Annotated in this window: 17 protein-coding genes; 9 read left to right on the forward strand and 8 right to left on the reverse strand. The window is 60.6% G+C overall.

Features of this window, described 5'->3' with window-relative positions; all coding sequences use genetic code 11:
- Nucleotides 1-129: 129 nt before the first annotated feature.
- From KW838_RS14025 to arsC, 3 genes are read right to left on the reverse strand one after another with little or no spacing between them, the layout of a single operon-like run.
- Nucleotides 130-555, reverse strand: a complete 426-nt coding sequence (locus tag KW838_RS14025; RefSeq protein WP_102699792.1) for a DUF2069 domain-containing protein — start codon at nucleotides 553-555, stop codon at nucleotides 130-132.
- 1 nt (nucleotide 556) lies between these two features.
- Complete coding sequence (gene wrbA, locus KW838_RS14030; protein WP_218501362.1) at nucleotides 557-1,153, reverse strand: NAD(P)H:quinone oxidoreductase; 597 nt, start codon at nucleotides 1,151-1,153, stop codon at nucleotides 557-559.
- Nucleotides 1,150-1,503, reverse strand: a complete 354-nt coding sequence (gene arsC / locus KW838_RS14035; RefSeq protein ID WP_218501363.1) for an arsenate reductase (glutaredoxin) — start codon at nucleotides 1,501-1,503, stop codon at nucleotides 1,150-1,152. Before arsC ends, wrbA begins: the two co-directional genes overlap by 4 nt.
- Before the next feature lie 114 nt (nucleotides 1,504-1,617).
- Here arsC and KW838_RS14040 point away from each other — a divergent pair, with 114 nt between their 5' ends.
- A complete protein-coding gene (locus KW838_RS14040) occupies nucleotides 1,618-2,085 on the forward strand; it encodes a TlpA disulfide reductase family protein (protein WP_218501364.1) in 468 nt (155 codons plus the stop codon).
- 97 nt (nucleotides 2,086-2,182) lie between these two features.
- Here the strand turns inward: KW838_RS14040 and KW838_RS14045 are convergent, their stop codons facing one another.
- The 4 genes from KW838_RS14045 to KW838_RS14060 all read right to left on the reverse strand — a co-directional run bounded on the left by KW838_RS14045 (nucleotide 2,183) and on the right by KW838_RS14060 (nucleotide 6,945).
- On the reverse strand, nucleotides 2,183-2,587 hold the full coding sequence (locus tag KW838_RS14045) for an META domain-containing protein (protein ID WP_102699788.1): 405 nt from the start codon (nucleotides 2,585-2,587) through the stop codon (nucleotides 2,183-2,185).
- Nucleotides 2,587-3,021: a hypothetical protein gene (locus tag KW838_RS14050; protein WP_218501365.1), complete on the reverse strand. Its 435-nt coding sequence runs from the start codon at nucleotides 3,019-3,021 to the stop codon at nucleotides 2,587-2,589. The genes KW838_RS14045 and KW838_RS14050 overlap by 1 nt, the downstream gene beginning before the upstream one ends.
- Before the next feature lie 77 nt (nucleotides 3,022-3,098).
- The gene (locus tag KW838_RS14055) at nucleotides 3,099-4,091 is read right to left on the reverse strand and encodes a 2-hydroxyacid dehydrogenase (RefSeq protein ID WP_218501366.1); all 993 of its coding nucleotides are present in this window, start codon (nucleotides 4,089-4,091) and stop codon (nucleotides 3,099-3,101) included.
- Nucleotides 4,092-4,191: 100 nt separating this feature from the next.
- On the reverse strand, nucleotides 4,192-6,945 hold the full coding sequence (locus KW838_RS14060) for a response regulator (RefSeq protein ID WP_218501367.1): 2,754 nt from the start codon (nucleotides 6,943-6,945) through the stop codon (nucleotides 4,192-4,194).
- 215 nt (nucleotides 6,946-7,160) lie between these two features.
- Here KW838_RS14060 and KW838_RS14065 point away from each other — a divergent pair, with 215 nt between their 5' ends.
- The 8 genes from KW838_RS14065 (at nucleotide 7,161) to KW838_RS14100 (ending at nucleotide 16,809) form a co-directional block, all read left to right on the forward strand.
- Complete coding sequence (locus KW838_RS14065) at nucleotides 7,161-7,880, forward strand: response regulator transcription factor (protein ID WP_102699785.1); 720 nt, start codon at nucleotides 7,161-7,163, stop codon at nucleotides 7,878-7,880.
- Entirely contained in the window at nucleotides 7,870-9,291 is a 1,422-nt protein-coding gene (locus KW838_RS14070; RefSeq protein WP_218501368.1) for a sensor histidine kinase, read from the forward strand. The genes KW838_RS14065 and KW838_RS14070 overlap by 11 nt, the downstream gene beginning before the upstream one ends.
- Before the next feature lie 224 nt (nucleotides 9,292-9,515).
- Nucleotides 9,516-10,418, forward strand: a complete 903-nt coding sequence (cysM, locus tag KW838_RS14075; protein ID WP_015096444.1) for a cysteine synthase CysM — start codon at nucleotides 9,516-9,518, stop codon at nucleotides 10,416-10,418.
- A complete protein-coding gene (gene rlmD, locus KW838_RS14080) occupies nucleotides 10,418-11,770 on the forward strand; it encodes a 23S rRNA (uracil(1939)-C(5))-methyltransferase RlmD (protein ID WP_102699783.1) in 1,353 nt (450 codons plus the stop codon). Before cysM ends, rlmD begins: the two co-directional genes overlap by 1 nt.
- 122 nt (nucleotides 11,771-11,892) lie before the next feature.
- Complete coding sequence (gene relA / locus KW838_RS14085) at nucleotides 11,893-14,136, forward strand: GTP diphosphokinase (RefSeq protein ID WP_007974540.1); 2,244 nt, start codon at nucleotides 11,893-11,895, stop codon at nucleotides 14,134-14,136.
- A gap of 133 nt (nucleotides 14,137-14,269) precedes the next feature.
- The gene (gene mazG / locus KW838_RS14090; protein ID WP_007974542.1) at nucleotides 14,270-15,103 is read left to right on the forward strand and encodes a nucleoside triphosphate pyrophosphohydrolase; all 834 of its coding nucleotides are present in this window, start codon (nucleotides 14,270-14,272) and stop codon (nucleotides 15,101-15,103) included.
- 28 nt (nucleotides 15,104-15,131) lie between these two features.
- Nucleotides 15,132-15,674, forward strand: coding sequence for a DUF2058 domain-containing protein (locus tag KW838_RS14095; protein WP_015096441.1), 543 nt, complete (start codon nucleotides 15,132-15,134; stop codon nucleotides 15,672-15,674).
- Nucleotides 15,675-15,861: 187 nt separating this feature from the next.
- Nucleotides 15,862-16,809, forward strand: coding sequence for a hypothetical protein (locus KW838_RS14100; protein ID WP_218501369.1), 948 nt, complete (start codon nucleotides 15,862-15,864; stop codon nucleotides 16,807-16,809).
- A 57-nt stretch (nucleotides 16,810-16,866) separates the two neighbouring features.
- Here the strand turns inward: KW838_RS14100 and KW838_RS14105 are convergent, their stop codons facing one another.
- Nucleotides 16,867-17,055 carry a hypothetical protein gene (locus KW838_RS14105; protein WP_007974549.1) on the reverse strand — a complete coding sequence of 63 codons (189 nt, stop codon included), beginning with the start codon at nucleotides 17,053-17,055 and terminating at the stop codon, nucleotides 16,867-16,869.
- Between the last annotated feature and the right edge of the window lie 294 nt (nucleotides 17,056-17,349).

Here is a 17,349-nt window from a genome sequence, read left to right on the forward strand (position 1 = left end):
ACCATCGCCGTTGCCACTCTGCCTCGAACAACTTGCCGCCTGCGCTGTATGAGCAACAGGCGGCTTAATGCTCCTACAGAGCGGTTCAAAAAAAATGAACCACTACACCGCAGGCTGCGATCTTTTCTGTCAGGCGACGGACGTCTCGCCCTCGCCAGCCAGCTTGCGGTTCAACTGATAACGCCAGCGCACATACAACAGTGCCGAGCAAAACACCGCCAGGCTCGCACCCATCTCCAGCAAACCGAAGATTTGTCGGTTCGGATCATAAGCGGCCAATGCGCCCTTGATGAAATACAGGTTCACCACAAAGCACATCCATGAATGCCCGCGAGGACTGCCGACGATCATGCCCGGCGCCAGTATCAGCAGTGGCACCAGTTCGATCAGCAGAATCACCCATGGCCGGGCGCCATGCAGGTCGGCGATCAGCAGGTAGTAGACGCACAGCAGGCCCACCAGCCCCAAAAAGCACAGTAGGCTGATGACACGCATCGCCCGCACTCGCGGCTCGAGCCAGTCAATGGCGGGGAGAATCTTCGGCTTCCTGGCCACTTCAGCTCTCCAGTTTCTGTGCAGTCTTGGCCAGGCGCATGCCCAGCGCGCGGCACAGCGCCACTTCATGGCTATCCAGGCCGCTTTTGCCGTCGGCACCGGCGTGGTGGCTGGCGCCGTATGGCGTGCCGCCGCCCTGGGTTTCCAGCAGTGCCGATTCGCTGTACGGCAGGCCGGTGATCAGCATGCCGTGGTGCAACAACGGCAACATCATCGACAGCAGGGTCGTCTCCTGGCCGCCGTGCAGGCTCGCGGTGGAGGTGAACACGCCGGCCGGTTTACCCACCAGGGCGCCGGTCAGCCACAGGTTGCTGGTGCCGTCGAGGAAGTACTTGAGCGGCGCGGCCATGTTGCCGAAGCGGGTCGGGCTGCCGAGTGCCAGGCCGGCGCAGTTCTTCAGGTCGTCGAGGCTGGCATACAGCGCGCCTTCGTCGGGAATCTGCGGCGCAACGGCTTCGCAGTCGGTGGAAATCGCCGGCACCGTGCGCAGGCGGGCTTCAAGCCCGGCCTGTTCGATGCCACGGGCGATCTGCCGGGCCATTTCGTTGGTCGAGCCGCTGCGGCTGTAATACAGAACCAGAATGTAAGGTGCACTCATGGCAACAGTTCCAGGATCTGCTCCGGTGGGCGACCGATGACGGCTTTGTCACCGACTTCGAGAATCGGTCGCTCCATCAGTTTCGGGTGGGCGGCGATGGCGGCAATCAATTGCGCTTCGCTCAGGCTGCTGTCGGCCAGATTGAGGGTCTTGTACTCGTCCTCGCCGGTGCGCAGCAGTTGCCGCGCACTGATCCCCAGTTTGCCCAGCAGGCTCTGGATTTGCGTGGCGTCCAGCGGAGTGTCCAGGTAACGCACCACCGTCGGGGCCAGGCCACGGGCTTCAAGCAGTTCGAGCGCACCGCGGGATTTCGAGCAGCGCGGGTTGTGATAAAGCGTCAGATCGGTCATGAGCGGGTCGCATCTTGCGTAAGGTGGCGGCTATTCTAACTGTGCAGCACGCAATCCAGAACCGTGAGAGGCGATGGGTCGCAGGTGCATTCAATTTTTGACAAGGAACACGACATGACAAGGCGATTGGCAGCAGCATTGGCGATCATCGGAGCGTTGATGCTGGGGGGCTGCGGGAATGACTATGGCATCGACCAGGACGGCCACAAGATCGCCTCCGACCGACTGGATGGCAAATGGCTGGTACTCAACTACTGGGCAGAATGGTGCGGACCCTGCCGTACCGAAATCCCGGAGTTGAACACCCTGGCCGAGCAACTCAAGGACAAGAAAATCGGTGTGTTCGGGGTTAACTTCGACAACGTCCAGGGGCAGGAACTGAAGGGCGCGAGCGAGAAACTGGGGATCAAGTTCACGGTGTTGGCCCAGGATCCTGCCGAATTGTTCGAATTGCCGCGCAGCGAGGCATTGCCGGTGACGTACATCATCGATGACAAGGGCAAGGTGCGTGAGCAGTTGATGGGTGAACAGACGGCGGCGGGGGTGATGGCGAAGCTTGAGGCGTTGCAGGCGAAAAATTGAGTTGTTCTTGAGAGAAAAGATCGCAGCCTGCGGCAGCTCCTACAGGTTTACGTTTAATCCTGTAGGAGCTGCCGAAGGCTGCGATCTTTTTTGCGGATCAACCCTCTTCAAGCCACCAACGCAGCGGCTTGCCTTCGGCTGGCCAGAAGCGGATCTGCTCGATCGGGGAGACGTCCCAGCGCTGGACGTTTTCCAGGGCCTGCAGGAAGCGTTTTTCCTGCTCCATCAGCGCCGGCGCGCACAGTTTGCGGGTGCTGCCGATTTTGCCGAAGGTCAGTTTGTCGCCCTCCAGGGTGTACGGCGCGAACCAGTGGTTGCAGCCGCCATTGCCGTAGGCCCGGCCATCTTCACCGAGCGTGATGGTCAGGTGGCTGTAGTCCATCAGTGGCCGCTCGCCGATCCACTCCAGGATGTAGCTGCGATTGTGTTCAAGCTGCACCGGCTCGGCGGCGCAGCCCAGCAGGCTGGCACCGGCCATCGCGCTCAGAACGAGGCGTTTCATCACGCAGGCTCCTGGCATTTCGGGCACAGGTGTTTCTCGCCGACGGTGGTCCAGCCCAGCTCGGCAATTCGCGCGCTGGCGTCAGGTTTTTCGGCCTTGTTGCCCAGCTTGGCGTCGACGGCGAACTCGAAGCTCAGCGCTTTGGCGCAGCTGTCGCAGTTCACTTGCCAGGTATGGATCGCCAGTTCGCCGAACACCGGGCCGCTGGCCACCGCGACCCATTGGCCGGGCGGATTGATCAGGTGGCGAACCGTTTCGACGGTCAGGCGCATGGACAAGTCCTTGGCGCCCTTGAGGGTCACGACCAGCACGTCGTTGTTGCGAATCGAGCCACCGTTGCCGGTGACCTGATAACGCCCCGGCACCAGGGCGCGGCATTCGGTGAGGGTGTGTTGCGGGTTCATCAGGCTGTAGCGGAAATCGTGTTCGACCATGGGTCCTCCAAATATGCGCGATATGCTAGCACGGGCTTGCATGCCGCATCGCGCAGGCCGATGACCTTCGATCCGTTTCAGTCGCCCGTGACCAGGTTTTCCGGCGTGCCCGCCACCCAGGCGGCGATGTTGCGCAATGTGGTGGCGGCAATCGCGTCCAGCGCTTCGTGGGTCAGAAAGGCCTGGTGCGCGGTGACGATCACGTTAGGAAAGGTCAGCAACCGGGCCAGCACATCGTCTTGCAACGGCAGGTCGGAACGGTCCTCGAAGAACAGTTGCGCCTCCTCCTCATACACGTCCAGCCCCAGATAGCCGAGGCGACCGTCTTTCAACGCGTCGATCAGCGCCGGGGTGTCCACCAGGCCGCCACGCCCGGTATTGATCAGCATCGCGCCCGGCTGCATATGCGCCAGTGATTCGCGGTTGATCAAGTGCTTGCTCTGTTCGTTGAGCGGGCAGTGCAGGCTGATGATCTGCGATTCGGCCAGCAGTTGCGGCAGGCTCAGGTAGCGCGCGCCCAAGGCTTCGACCTGCGGGTTGGGGTAGGGGTCATAGGCCAGTAACCGGCAGCCAAAACCGTTCATGATGTTGGCGAAGGTGGCGCCGATCTGCCCGGTGCCGACCACGCCGACCGTCTTGCCCACCAGGTCGAAGCCGGTCAACCCTTGCAACCTGAAATCCCCTTCGCGGGTGCGGTTGTAGGCGCGGGGCAAGCGGCGGTTGAGTGCGAGGATCAGCGCCACTGCGTGTTCGGCCACGGCGTGGGGCGAATAGGCCGGGACGCGCACGATGGCCAGTCCCAGACGTTTTGCCGTTGGCAAGTCGACGTGGTTGTAACCCGCCGAGCGCAGGGCGATCAGGCGAGTGCCTCCAGCGGCCAGGCGCTCGAGCACTGCCGCGCCGAGGTCATCATTGATGAACGCGCAGACCGCTTCATACCCTTGGGCGATTGCTACCGTGTCGAGGCTCAGGCGCGCAGGCTGAAATTGCAGCTCGATGCCGGCCGGTTGCCCGGCCGCGCGAAAGCTGTCGATGTCGTAGTTCTGGCTGCTGAAAAGAATCGTACGCATGATTTCCTCTTTGCCTCGTTCCTGTAGGCGCTGGCAAGCCAGCTCCTACAGAGTAGGTGGTGAGCTTACGCCGATATTTGATTCCCACGCTTGCGCTGTATCAAGCGTTCATTCGCGCGTGGGCTGCCAGGCGATTGATCGCCCGGTCGAGTTCGTCCAGTGCCACGCTGGCTTTCGGGTCCTGTTGCTTGAGCAGGGTTTCGCTGCGTTGGCAGGCCGCACGCAATTGCGGCACACCGCAGTAGCGCGTCGCACCATGCAGGCGATGGACCCGTTCGATCAGGGCGTTGTGGTCATTGCTCTGCTGAGCAAGACGAATCGCTTCGCGGTCAGCTTCCAGGGAGGCGAGCAGCATCGCCAGCATGTCTGCGGCCAGATCAGCCTTGCCAGCGGCCAGGCGCAATCCTTCCTCGTGGTCGAGCACCAACAGGTCATGGGCGCTGCCGTGCCCATCGCCGGAGCGCTCCGGGCTGTGATTGCGCAACGCCAGGCCGCTCCACTTCAGCACCACTTGGGCCAATTGCCTTTCGCTGATCGGTTTGGTCAGGTAGTCGTCCATGCCGCTTTGCAACAGTGCGCGTTTTTCGTTGGCCATGGCGTGGGCGGTGAGGGCCACGATCGGCAACGGCGTGCAATGCCGTTCGCTTTCCCACTGGCGAATCGCCTCGGTGCTCTGGCGGCCGTCCATGCCGGGCATCTGCACGTCCATCAATACCAGATCGAATGTCTCGTTCTGTACCGCCTTGACGGCGGCGTAACCGCTTTCCACCGCGAGCACCTTGGCGCCCATGTCTTCGAGCAGGGTCTGCACCAGCATCAGGTTGGCCGGGTTGTCATCGACGCACAGCACCTTCGGTGCACGGCTGGACACCGGTTCGCCCGGCTCGCTGCGCATCGGGCGCGGGCTGACCAGGTCAGACAGGGAACGTCGCAGCTTGCGGGTACAGGCCGGTTTCGCCTGGAGCTGGCTGTGGGGGTTGGGCACGGAAAGGTGGAACAGCGTCTGTTCCGTGGTCGGGCACAGCACCAGCACTTTGCAGCCAAGGTGTTCGAGGTCCCAGATGTGCTGGTTGAGGCGTTCCGGCGGCATGTCGTTGCTGGTGATGCCGAGCACGGCGAGCTCGATCGCCTGATCGGTCTGGTGGGCGGCGGTGACGCCATTGGTCAGGCTTTCCAGGGTATTGAACGGCGTGGTGCTCAGGCCACAGTCTTCCAGTTGATGCTGCAACGCCTGCCGGGCCAGTTCGTGGTTTTCCAGCACCGCCACCCGACGCCCGAGCAAGGGCGCGGCGGGCAGGTCTTCGGCATCGTCGCGGGCTTTGGGCAGGCTTAGGCTGATCCAGAATTCCGAGCCTTCCCCAGGGGTGCTGTCGACGCCGATCTCGCCGCCCATCTGTTCGATCAGGCGCTTGGAAATCACCAGGCCCAGGCCCGTGCCGCCAGGTTGCCGCGACAGCGAGTTGTCGGCCTGGCTGAAGGCCTGGAACAGGGCGCGCACGTCCTGGTTGGACAGGCCGATGCCGGTGTCCTGAATGCTGATGCGCAGTTGCACGGTGTCTTCGTGCTCTTCTTCGAGCATGGCGCGGGCGATGATGGTGCCTTCGCGGGTGAACTTGATGGCGTTGCTCACCAGGTTCGTCAGGATCTGCTTGAGCCGCAGCGGGTCGCCGACCAGGGACAGCGGCGTGTCCCGGTACACCAGGCTGACCAGTTCGAGCTGCTTGGCGTGGGCGGCGGGGGCGAGGATGGTCAGGGTGTCTTGGAGCAGGTCGCGCAGGTTGAACGGAATATGGTCGAGCACCAGTTTGCCGGCCTCGATTTTCGAGAAGTCGAGAATCTCGTTGATGATGCCGAGCAGGCTGTCGGCGGATTTTTCGATGGTACCCAGGTAGTCGAGCTGGCGTGGGGTGAGCTCGCTTTTTTGCAACAGGTGGGTGAAGCCGAGAATGCCGTTGAGCGGCGTGCGGATTTCATGACTCATGTTGGCCAGGAATTCGGACTTGATCCGGCTCGCTTCCAGGGCTTCCTTGCGCGCCAGGTCCAGCTCGATGTTCTGGATCTCGATGGTTTCCAGGTTCTGGCGCACGTCTTCGGTGGCCTGGTCGATGCTGTGCTGCAATTCTTCCTGGGCGTTTTGCAGGGTGCCGGCCATGCGATTGATGCCGGAGGCCAGTTCGTCCAGCTCCTGGCTGCCGAGGGGTGGCAAGCGGGTTTCCAGATGGCCGTCCTTGAGTTGGGCCACGGCCTGCTTGATCTGGCTCAGTGGCCGGTTGATCGTGCGCCCCATGCGCAGGGCCAGCAGTGCCGCACCTATCAGTCCGGCTGCGATCAGCATCAGGCTGGCGAACAGGCTGCGGTAACCGCGCAACAGCATGCTGTTATGGGACAGCTCCAGTTCGACCCAGCCCAGCAGGCGGTCGGCTTCTTCGGGAATCACGTCTCCGGCCAGGTTGCGGTGTTTGCCGAACACCGGCAGCAGATAGCGGGTCGCATCGTTGCCACTGCGGCGCAGCATCTGCGTGCCACTGCCGGAAGGCGTCTGGTTGAGCATGGTCGGGCCGGCGTGGGCCAGCAACGTGCGGTCGGGAGCCAGGAAGGTCACGGCCCGTACGTCGGTTTGTTCCAGGGCCTGGGTGGCGATGCGTTCGAGCAGTTCGTTGTCCTGATGGCCCATGGCTGGCGCCGCCAGGGGAGCCAACTGCTCGGCGATCATTTCGCCGCGCTGCATGAGTTGGGTTTGCAGGTCAGCCTGTTGCATCCAGGTAAAATACCCCCCCAGCACCAACGCCATCAGGCTGGTTGGCAACAGGGTCAGCAACAGCACGCGGCCTTTGATTCCCAGTTTCTTGAGCACGCATCTCTCCTGCATCCCGCTATTCATAGACCTGCATATATATCCGTCATGCAGCACTTGCGCAGTGTAGCGATTTGCTCGCGGGCAATCTTCGTAAAAATGCGGCTGCCATTCGTCGGCCCGCGCAGCTCATTGGCGATACAGCCAAGCGGTGGGTTGCCCCTGGCGAGGCAATCTTGAATAATCATTCAACTGAGAATTGTTTGCAGATAGTCATGACTCCCATCAATGCCGGCCTCCCCCGAATCCTGTCCATCGAAGACGACCTCGTGCTCGGCGCCTACGTTCATGAACATCTGGACCGTAGCGGCTTTCAGGTGACCTGGTGCCAGAACGGCCAGGAAGGCCTGGACATGGCCCGGCGGCAACCTTTCGACGTGGTGCTGATGGATATTCTGCTGCCGGGCCTGGACGGTCTGGCGGTGCTGACCCAATTGCGCCAGAGCCATACCACCCCGGTGTTGCTGATGTCAGCCCTCGGTGCCGAGGCCGACCGCATCAGCGGCTTTCGCCTGGGGGCCGACGATTACCTGCCAAAGCCCTTCAGCATGGTGGAGTTGCGGGTGCGCATCGAAGCCATCCTGCGGCGGGTGGCCCTCGACCGCCGCCCGGTCCCCGCAGTGCCAGCCCCTTCGATGGACAGCCTGCGTTTCGACGATGAACGCTTCGAGGTGTTTTATGGCGAGCAGGCGGGCGGGCTGACCCGCAGCGAGTACCGATTGCTGGAGACACTGCACCGCAACGCCGACGAAGTCTTGAGCAAAGCCTTCCTTTATCAGCAGGTGCTGCAGCGCGGTTACGCAGCCCATGACCGCAGCCTGGACATGCACATCAGCCAGATCCGCCGCAAGCTCAAGGCCATTGGTTACACCGAGCGCGAAGTGCGCACGGTCTGGGGCAAGGGTTACATCCTGAGCGCCGCCGATGAAATGTAACTTGCCGGGCAGGCATTCGCTGTTCTGGAAACTGGCCTGTCTACTGGTCGCGTTCTGTCTGCTGATGATCTGGTTGAGTTGGTCCTGGGGCCGTTACATGGAGCAGCGCAACCAGTTCCTCTCCGATGAGGCCCGCGGCACCCTGACGCGCTACGCTGCCGAGGCCGAGCAGGCATGGCAGCAGCGCCAGAGCGCCGGTGTCGATGACTGGCTGCAGAGCATGCATCAGCGGGAAAAAGGCTGGGTCGGTGTCATCGACGGTGATTTGCAGTCCTTGAGCAATCAGTCGCTGACGGACAAGGAAGTCGAACGCCTGACTTTTTTACGCGGCCTCGATTGGCCCATCCACAAGAAAGGCCGGCCGTGGATGCGCATACCGTTTCCCGGTGACTCGTCCGCCGGCAGCCTGGTGATCGAGTTGCCCGAGCGCTTTCTGCCTGGACAATACCGGGTGTTCTGGCGGGTGATCACCAACGGCGTGATTCCGGGGCTGTTCACTTTGCTGCTGTGCGTCGGGCTCTACCGTTTGCTGGTGGTGCCACTCAACCACTTGCGTGAGCAGGCCAATGCCTGGCGTGCCGATCAACTGAACGTACGGCTCTCGAGCCGGACCACCAATCGTTCGGATGAACTGGGCGAGCTGGGCAGGGCGTTCGATCACATGTCTGAACGCCTGCAAAGTACCGTGGCCTTGCAGCAGCAACTGCTGCGCGACCTGTCCCACGAATTGCGCACGCCTTTGAGCCGCTTGCGGGTGGCCAGTGAAAGCGAGCAGGGGCTCGAGCTATTGCGCGAACGCATCGGCCGGGAGGTCGATGGCATGCAGCGCCTGGTGGAAGACACGCTGCAGCTGGCCTGGCTGGACACCGAGCGCACCCGCTTGCCCGACGAAGCGATCCAGATCCAGGCGCTGTGGGAGATGCTCACGGAGAATGCCTGCTATGAAAGCGGTTGGCCTGATACTCGGCTGCAATGCACGGTGGATGCATCCTGCTGGGTGCGCGGTCATCTCAACACCCTGGCCCAGGCCCTGGAAAACATTCTGCGCAATGCGATTCGGCATTCGCCCGAGGGCGGTGTGGTCCGCCTTGGCGGACAGTGCGAGGGTAAATACTGGCATCTGTGGCTGGAGGATCAGGGCGGCGGTGTGGCGGAAGCTGATCTGGAGAGGATCTTCCTGCCGTTTACCCGACTCGACGGTTCGCGACCGGGGGATGGTGGATTCGGATTGGGCTTGAGCATTGCCCGGAACGCTGTGCAGCGTCAGGGCGGACAGCTTTGGGCGCAGAACACCGGGACCGGGTTGCGCTTGAATATGCGCTTGTTGGCGGATGTCAGTAGCGCCAGTGCCGACGCCTTCGCGAGCAAGCCCGCTCCCACACTGACTGTGTTTGAACCGCCAAACCTGTAATCACCCCAGCCCCCTGTGGGAGCGGGCTTGCCCGCGAAGAGGCCCTCACTCCCACCACAGCAACCCCTGTTTTTCATGCTCCGAGTGGCACCGCCACTTGCCGCTTGCAGCTCAAAGCTTGCCGCTTATTCCCATAAACCATAAGCACCACACTTTGCGTGATATGGCCTTCCGAGGTTTGCCGGTATGATAGGCGCCCCCGCAGTCTGGATTGCGAATACGCCATGACCTTGCAGTACCCAACCATCGCCGATTGCGTCGGCAACACTCCGCTGGTCCGTTTGCAGCGCCTGCCCGGCGCCACCAGCAATACCCTTTTGCTCAAGCTCGAAGGGAACAACCCGGCGGGTTCGGTCAAGGACCGTCCGGCGCTGTCGATGATCACCCGCGCCGAACTGCGCGGGCAGATCCATGCCGGCGATACGCTGATCGAAGCGACCTCGGGCAACACCGGGATCGCCCTGGCCATGGCCGCGGCGATCAAGGGTTACAAGATGATCCTGATCATGCCGGACAACTCCAGCGCCGAACGCAAGGCGGCCATGACCGCCTATGGCGCCGAGCTGATCCTGGTCAGCCAGGAACAGGGCATGGAAGGCGCCCGTGACCTCGCGCAGAAGATGGAAGCCGAAGGTCGCGGCAAGGTACTGGATCAGTTCGCCAACGGTGACAACCCCGAAGCGCACTACACCACCACCGGCCCGGAAATCTGGCGCCAGACCGAGGGCACCATCACCCATTTCGTCAGCTCCATGGGCACCACCGGGACCATCATGGGCGTGTCGCGCTACTTGAAAGAGCAGAACGACAACGTGCAGATCATCGGCCTGCAACCGATGGAAGGCTCGGCGATCCCGGGCATCCGCCGCTGGCCCCAGGAATACCTGCCGAAGATCTACCAGGCTGACCGCGTGGACCGGATCGTCGACATGGCCCAAAGCGAAGCCGAAGACGTGACCCGTCGGCTGGCCCGCGAAGAAGGCATTTTCTGTGGCGTGTCCTCGGGCGGTGCCGTGGCGGCAATGCTGCGCCTGTCCAAAGAAGTTGAAAACGCGGTGATCGTCGCGATCATCTGCGACCGTGGCGACCGTTACCTGTCGACCGGCATTTTCGACGCGCCCAACTGATGGCCAAGCATGAAAGAGGCCTGCGCTTCCAGCCCACCGGTGGCAGCAAGGCCCCGCAAATCCCGACCGGCAAAAAGCAGCGCCTGACCATCGAGCGCCTGGCCAATGACGGTCGCGGCATCGCGTTTTTCGAAGGCCGCACCTGGTTCGTCATCGGCGCATTGGCCGGTGAAGAGATTGAAGCGCGTGTGCTCGGCGCCCACGGCAAAGTGGTCGAGGCGCGCACCGAGCGGGTGTTCAAGGCCAGCGAATTGCGCCGCCCGGCACCGTGCGCCCATGCCGGCCGTTGCGGCGGTTGCAGCGTTCAGCATCTGCCTCATAACGAACAGCTTGCCCTGAAACAGCGCATGCTCGCCGAGCAGTTGTCGAAGGTCGCGGGCGTCGAACCCGAAGAGTGGGCGGCGCCATTGAGCGGCGCGGAGTTCGCCTACCGGCGTCGCGCCCGCGTGGCGGTGCGCTGGGACATGAAGGCGAAAAAACTCGAAGTCGGTTTCCGTGCCGCCGGCAGCCAGGACATCGTTGGCATCGATGACTGCCCGGTGCTGGTACAGCCCTTGCAACCGATCATGACCCGCTTGCCGGAAATGCTGCGGCGCTTGAGCAAACCTCAGGCACTGGGGCACGTAGAGTTGTTCAGCGGTTCGACGCTGGCGGTTTTACTGCGGCACATGGCGCCGTTGTCTGAAAGTGACATGACCATCCTCAAGGATTTCTGCGCGTTCCATGAGGCCCAGTTGTGGCTGCATGGCGACGGTGAACCGCAACCGGTCGAGGCTGACCAGTCGCTGGGCTATCGTCTTGAACAGTGGGACCTGGAACTGGCTTACCGACCTGGAGATTTCATCCAGGTCAACGCTGGTGTCAACGAAGCGATGGTCGCCCAGGCGCTGGACTGGTTGAAGCCGACGGCGGATGAGCGCGTACTCGATCTGTTCTGCGGCCTGGGCAACTTTGCCTTGCCGCTGGCCAAGGCTGCTCGCGAAGTGGTGGCAGTGGAAGGTGTGCAGGTGATGGTCGACCGGGCGGCGGCGAATGCCGCTAGCAACAATCTGCATAACGCGAAGTTTTTTCAGGCCGATTTATCCCAGCCTTTGACGGACGCCGAATGGGCCGCCGAAGGCTTTTGTGCGGTACTCTTGGACCCACCGCGTGACGGTGCTTTCGAGGTTGTGCGCAAGCTCAAGACCCTGGGCGCCGAGCGGTTGGTGTATGTGTCATGCAACCCGGCAACGCTGGCGCGCGACACGGTCGAATTGATCAAGCAGGGCTACCGGTTAAAACGTGCCGGGATTCTCGATATGTTTCCTCAAACGGCACATGTCGAGGCCATGGCGTTATTTGAAGCGAGCTAGGATGCTCGTCTGGTCCGACTGGCCCGCCCGTGCAGCCGCGCACCGAGCCCGACGTGGGCGCACAGGCAGCGAAGGTCAGCGATTTGACGCATTGAATCTGCGTCGTAGGGAAGGTAAGCAAGATGGTACAGGTGAGAGCACACCAGCCGATCAACACCGACGGCAGTATCAATCTCGAGGCTTGGCTCGATCACGCGGTGAGTGTCGATCTGGCACTGGATCGCGAAGCCTTGAAGGAAGCCTGCGAGTACGCTCGCGAGGCCGAACAACAAGCCAATGCGGCACAGAATCTGTGGTCGGAAGGTAACTCGACTTTCCGTACCGGACTTGAGATCGCCGAGATCCTCGCCGATCTCAAACTCGACCAGGACTCTTTGGTCGCCGCGATCCTGTATCGAGGCGTACGCGAAGGCCAGATCAAGTTGCCGGCGGTCAGCCAGCGCTTCGGTCCGGTGGTGGCCAAACTCATCGATGGCGTGCAGCGCATGGCCGCGATCAGCGACAGCCTGAGCCCGCGTAAATCCCTGGTGCTGGGCACCCAGGGCCAGGTTGAAAACCTGCGCAAGATGCTGGTGGCCATGGTCGATGACGTTCGCGTCGCCCTGATCAAACTGGCCGAACGCACGTGCGCCATCCGTGCGGTGAAAACCGCCGATGACGAAAAGCGCAACCGCGTGGCTCGTGAAGTCTTCGACATTTATGCGCCACTGGCCCACCGCCTGGGTATCGGTCACATCAAGTGGGAACTGGAAGATTTGTCCTTCCGTTACCTGGAGCCGGACCAGTACAAGCAGATCGCCAAGTTGCTCCACGAGCGGCGACTGGATCGCGAGCGCTTCATCAGCGACGTGATGAGCCAGCTGAAGAACGAATTGCAGGCCACCGGCGTCGATGCCGATATCAGCGGCCGGGCCAAACACATCTATTCGATCTGGCGCAAAATGCAGCGCAAGGGTCTGGAGTTCAGCCAGATCTACGACGTGCGTGCCGTTCGTGTGCTGGTGCCGGAAATGCGCGACTGCTACACCGCGCTCGGCATCGTCCACACCCTGTGGCGGCACATCCCGAAAGAGTTCGACGACTACATCGCCAACCCCAAGGAAAACGGCTATCGCTCGCTGCACACGGCGGTGATCGGGCCCGAGGGCAAGGTGCTGGAAGTGCAGATTCGCACCCATGCGATGCATGAGGAAGCCGAGCTCGGCGTGTGCGCGCACTGGCGCTACAAGGGCACCGACGTCAAATCCGGTTCCAATCACTACGAAGAGAAAATCTCCTGGCTGCGTCAGGTGCTCGAATGGCACGAAGAACTGGGCGACATCGGTGGCCTGGCGGAGCAACTGCGGGTCGATATCGAGCCTGACCGGGTCTATATCTTCACCCCGGACGGCCATGCCATCGACTTGCCGAAGGGCGCGACGCCGCTGGACTTCGCCTACCGTGTACACACCGAAATCGGTCATAACTGCCGTGGCGCCAAGATCAACGGGCGCATCGTGCCGCTCAACTACAGCCTGCAAACCGGTGAACAGGTCGAGATCATCACCAGCAAGCACGGCACTCCGAGCCGTGACTGGCTGAACCCGAACCTGGGTTACGTCACCACGTCGCGGGCACGGGCGAAGATCGTTCACTGGTTCAAGCTGCAGGCTCGTGACCAGAACGTCGCGGCCGGTAAAACCCTGCTTGAGCGTGAGCTCAATCGCCTCGGTCTGCCGGCGGTGGATTTCGACAAGCTGGCCGACAAGGCCAACATGAAAACCGCCGAAGACCTGTTCGCCGCCCTCGGTGCCGGCGACTTGCGTCTGGCGCAACTGGTCAACCTGGCGCAGCAACTGGTCGAGCCGGAGCGCGGCAACGAACAGCTGGAATTGATTCCACGCAAAGCCACGGGCTACAAACCGGGCAAGCGCGGTGATATCCAGATCCAGGGTGTCGGCAACCTGATGACCCAGATGGCCGGCTGCTGCCAACCGTTGCCGGGCGATGCCATCGTCGGCTACATCACCCAGGGGCGTGGCGTGAGCATTCACCGCCAGGACTGCGCCTCGGTGCTGCAGCTGGCCGGGCGCGAGCCCGAGCGGATCATCCAGGTCAGTTGGGGACCGGTACCGGTGCTCACCTATCCGGTGGACATCGTCATCCGCGCCTACGACCGTTCCGGTTTGCTGCGTGATGTGTCGCAAGTGCTGCTCAACGAGCGGATCAACGTGCTGGCAGTCAACACCCGCTCGAACAAGGAGGACAACACCGCGCTGATGTCCCTGACCATCGAGATTCCGGGGCTGGATGCATTGGGGCGGTTGTTGGGGCGGATTTCCCAGTTGCCGAACATCATCGAAACGCGGCGTAACCGTACACCTTGATGCATGTTCGGCGCCGATCCACTGTGGGAGCGAGCTTGCTCGCGATGACGGCTTAACATTCAGCACATGTGTTGTCTGACAGACCGCTATCGCGAGCAAGCTCGCTCCCACAGGTTCTCGCAGAGTTTAATAAATGTATTCACTTGAAGACCTGCTGCACCTGATGAACCGCCTGCGCGACCCGCAGTACGGTTGCCCATGGGACATCAAGCAAACTTACGCCACCATCGTCCCGCACACCCTTGAGGAAGCCTACGAAGTCGCCGACGCGATCGAGCGCGGGGACTTCGATCACTTGCAGGGTGAGCTGGGCGATCTGCTGTTCCAGGTGGTGTATTACAGCCAGTTGGCTCGCGAAGAAGGGCGCTTCGAATTCGCCGGCGTAGTCGACAGCATCACCCGCAAGCTGATCCGCCGTCATCCCCACGTGTTCCCCACCGGTGATCTGTATGCGCCTCTGGATGTCCCGCGCCTGAGTGAAGAGCAGGTCAAGCAGCGCTGGGAAGAGATCAAGGCCGAAGAGCGCGCGGAGAAATCTTCGGCACCCGAACAGTTGTCGTTGCTCGATGACGTCCCTGCTGCATTGCCGGCGTTGTCTCGCTCGGCAAAATTGCAGAAGCGCGCGGGGCAGGTCGGCTTCGACTGGCCGGACGCCTTGCCGGTGCTCGATAAAGTGCGTGAGGAGCTCGATGAAGTGCTCGAAGCCATGTCGGAAAACGATCCCGAAGCCGTGGCCGACGAGATCGGCGACTTGCTGTTTTCCGTGGTCAATCTGGCGCGGCATCTCAAGGTTGATCCGGAAACCGCGCTGCGTGGCGCCAACGGCAAGTTTGAAAGACGCTTTCGTTTTATCGAACAGGCATTGCGCGATACCCGTCGTCCCATAGAAGATTGCACCCTCGAAGAGTTGGACGCCTTGTGGGGCGAAGCCAAACGTCAGGAAAAGAATTTGCCCAGCTGCGGTTGAGCCGTGGCCCAAGTGAGTAATAAGCACCATGAGCATTTCCCTTCGCGACCAGTTGCTCAAAGCAGGGCTGGTCAACCAGAAGCAGGCCAAGCAGGTCAGCAAAGACAAACAGAAACAACAGCGCCTGGCCCACAAAGGTCAGATCGAGCTGGATGACTCCCAGCAACGCGCGGCGCAGGAAGCCATGGCCGAGAAGGTCAAGCGCGATCAGGAGCTCAACCGCCAGCAGCAGGAGAAAGCCGAGGCCAAGGCCCGTGCCGCGCAGGTCAAGCAACTGATCGAAGTCTCGCGCCTGCCGAAATTGACGACCGAGGACTACTACAACTTCGTCGACGACAAGAAGGTCAAGCGCATCTGCGTCAACACCCTGATGCGCAACAAGCTCAGCAGTGGATCGTTGGCCATCGTGCATCACGCTGGCGGCTACGAAGTGATTCCGCGCGAGGCGGCATTGAAGATTCAGGAGCGCGATCCGCAGCGCATCGTGCAGCTCAATGTGCAGACTGAAGAGGTCATCGCTGAGGACGATCCGTACGCGGCCTATAAGATTCCTGATGACCTGATGTGGTAACAGATTCAATGTTCTAGCAGGCTTACATGTTTGCTAGTACTTTGCATGTTTTATACATTGAGCCCGAAAGATTGTATCGATACGATCTTTCGGGTTTTCTTTTGCCAGGAAATAATGTCTTTTCATAAGGATGTTTGTGTCTTGAGAAAATAAATGGAATGAACTTTAGTATCCAAGGATGGAATAAATGTTTGTCAGTATCGCTTCGTTACGCCAACCCACTTTCAAGTCGCAGCTTTCACAGTCGCGAACGCTCGGGCAATCCATTTGCGATTACCTGGACGATGAACTTGTCGCTCGTGTCGAGCTTGTACGCCGAAAAATCAAGATCGCTGCAAAGGCCGCTCGCGAGGATCATGGCGAGACCGCTTGTGTTTTCTTTACCCTTCCGGAGTTCTTCTGGAACATTCCCTGGCGCGAGGTGCGTAATGAAGAGGAGCTCCATGAGCTGAGCGCTGCCTACCTGGAGAAAGTGCCAGCGTGCATAGCTTTATTGATGACCGAACTGCCAGTGGAACGCTATGGCAAGATCGTATTGCTGGCGGGAAGCTGTGCGACACTCGTCAAGGTTGGAGAAGGTGAGTCAAGTTATTACGATGTTATTAATTACTTGCTGGCGATCACCAATAAAGAATATGAAGTCGATATACCTTTGATGTCGATGTGGCCAAAGCGCCATGTATCAGGTATCGACTTTGGCAAACACCTGGCTTCGGAGGGGGACTTTTGGCTGTTCAAGATTTCCGAGGAAATCGAGGTCAAGGTGAAGAAGCTCAGCAGCGTGCGGGCTGAACACAGTTATTTCGGTGGTTATGAAGGGCGGTTCATCAATAGCCTCGTCAATGGCTGCCCTTTTGCAATCAACTTGTGCCTGGATTACTACAGTCTGAAAGAAGGCGAGCGCGACGTTCAGGTAGAGCTGACCGAGGCAAAAATCGATTTCCTGATCGCCTGCGGCATGAGTTTCGACTATGCCAAGCGTCATCCGTCATCGCTGCAGTTTTCGATCCGCAATGACGGAATGGGCGATGGCGACGTCGAGGTGGTCAGGCTTCAAGCGGGCTGGATTGTTGAAAGTGTCCCTTCGGTGCCGATCGAAGATGACCTTCATTTGACGCTGATCGAGGTTATCTGATGTGGATGCAGCCTGCCCGGCAGGAAAGGGCAGGCTGCACGGTGGTGGAACCTGGTTTCAACCGGTTGCGAGCTCGCGTTTACGCTCGAGCATTTCCAGTTCGGCCCTGTAGTTTTGCGCGTCGGCCTCGGAATGGAACATACCGACCAGCAGGTCTTGTTGGTGCACGTCCCAGATCCGGATGCCGGCGGCTACACCCTCGTGGGATTTATGTGAATCGTCGCGTTCAGTTACTTTGACAGTCATCTGCTAGCTCCAATCTCTGTTATCTGCAGCAAGGCGTGTGCAGGCCTCTGTTATAGAGTTTGGTAGCTTGCTAAGTAAATGACTGAGTTTGGTAACGGTTTTTTGTAAAAACGGAAACAGTCCTGCAGCCCGCTAAATACGCGACATTCGGTCGCAGGTCGTTGAGTTTCATGACAAAGGTTTCATGTTTGCGACGATGAAAACTGCAGGCTGAACGCAAGACCTGTGGGAGCGGGCTTGCTCGCGAAAGCGGTGGGGCAGTCGACATCCATGTTGAATATTAAATCGCTTTCG

Source organism: Pseudomonas sp. PDM27, assembly GCF_019219205.1.
GTDB lineage: Bacteria > Pseudomonadota > Gammaproteobacteria > Pseudomonadales > Pseudomonadaceae > Aquipseudomonas > Aquipseudomonas laurylsulfatiphila.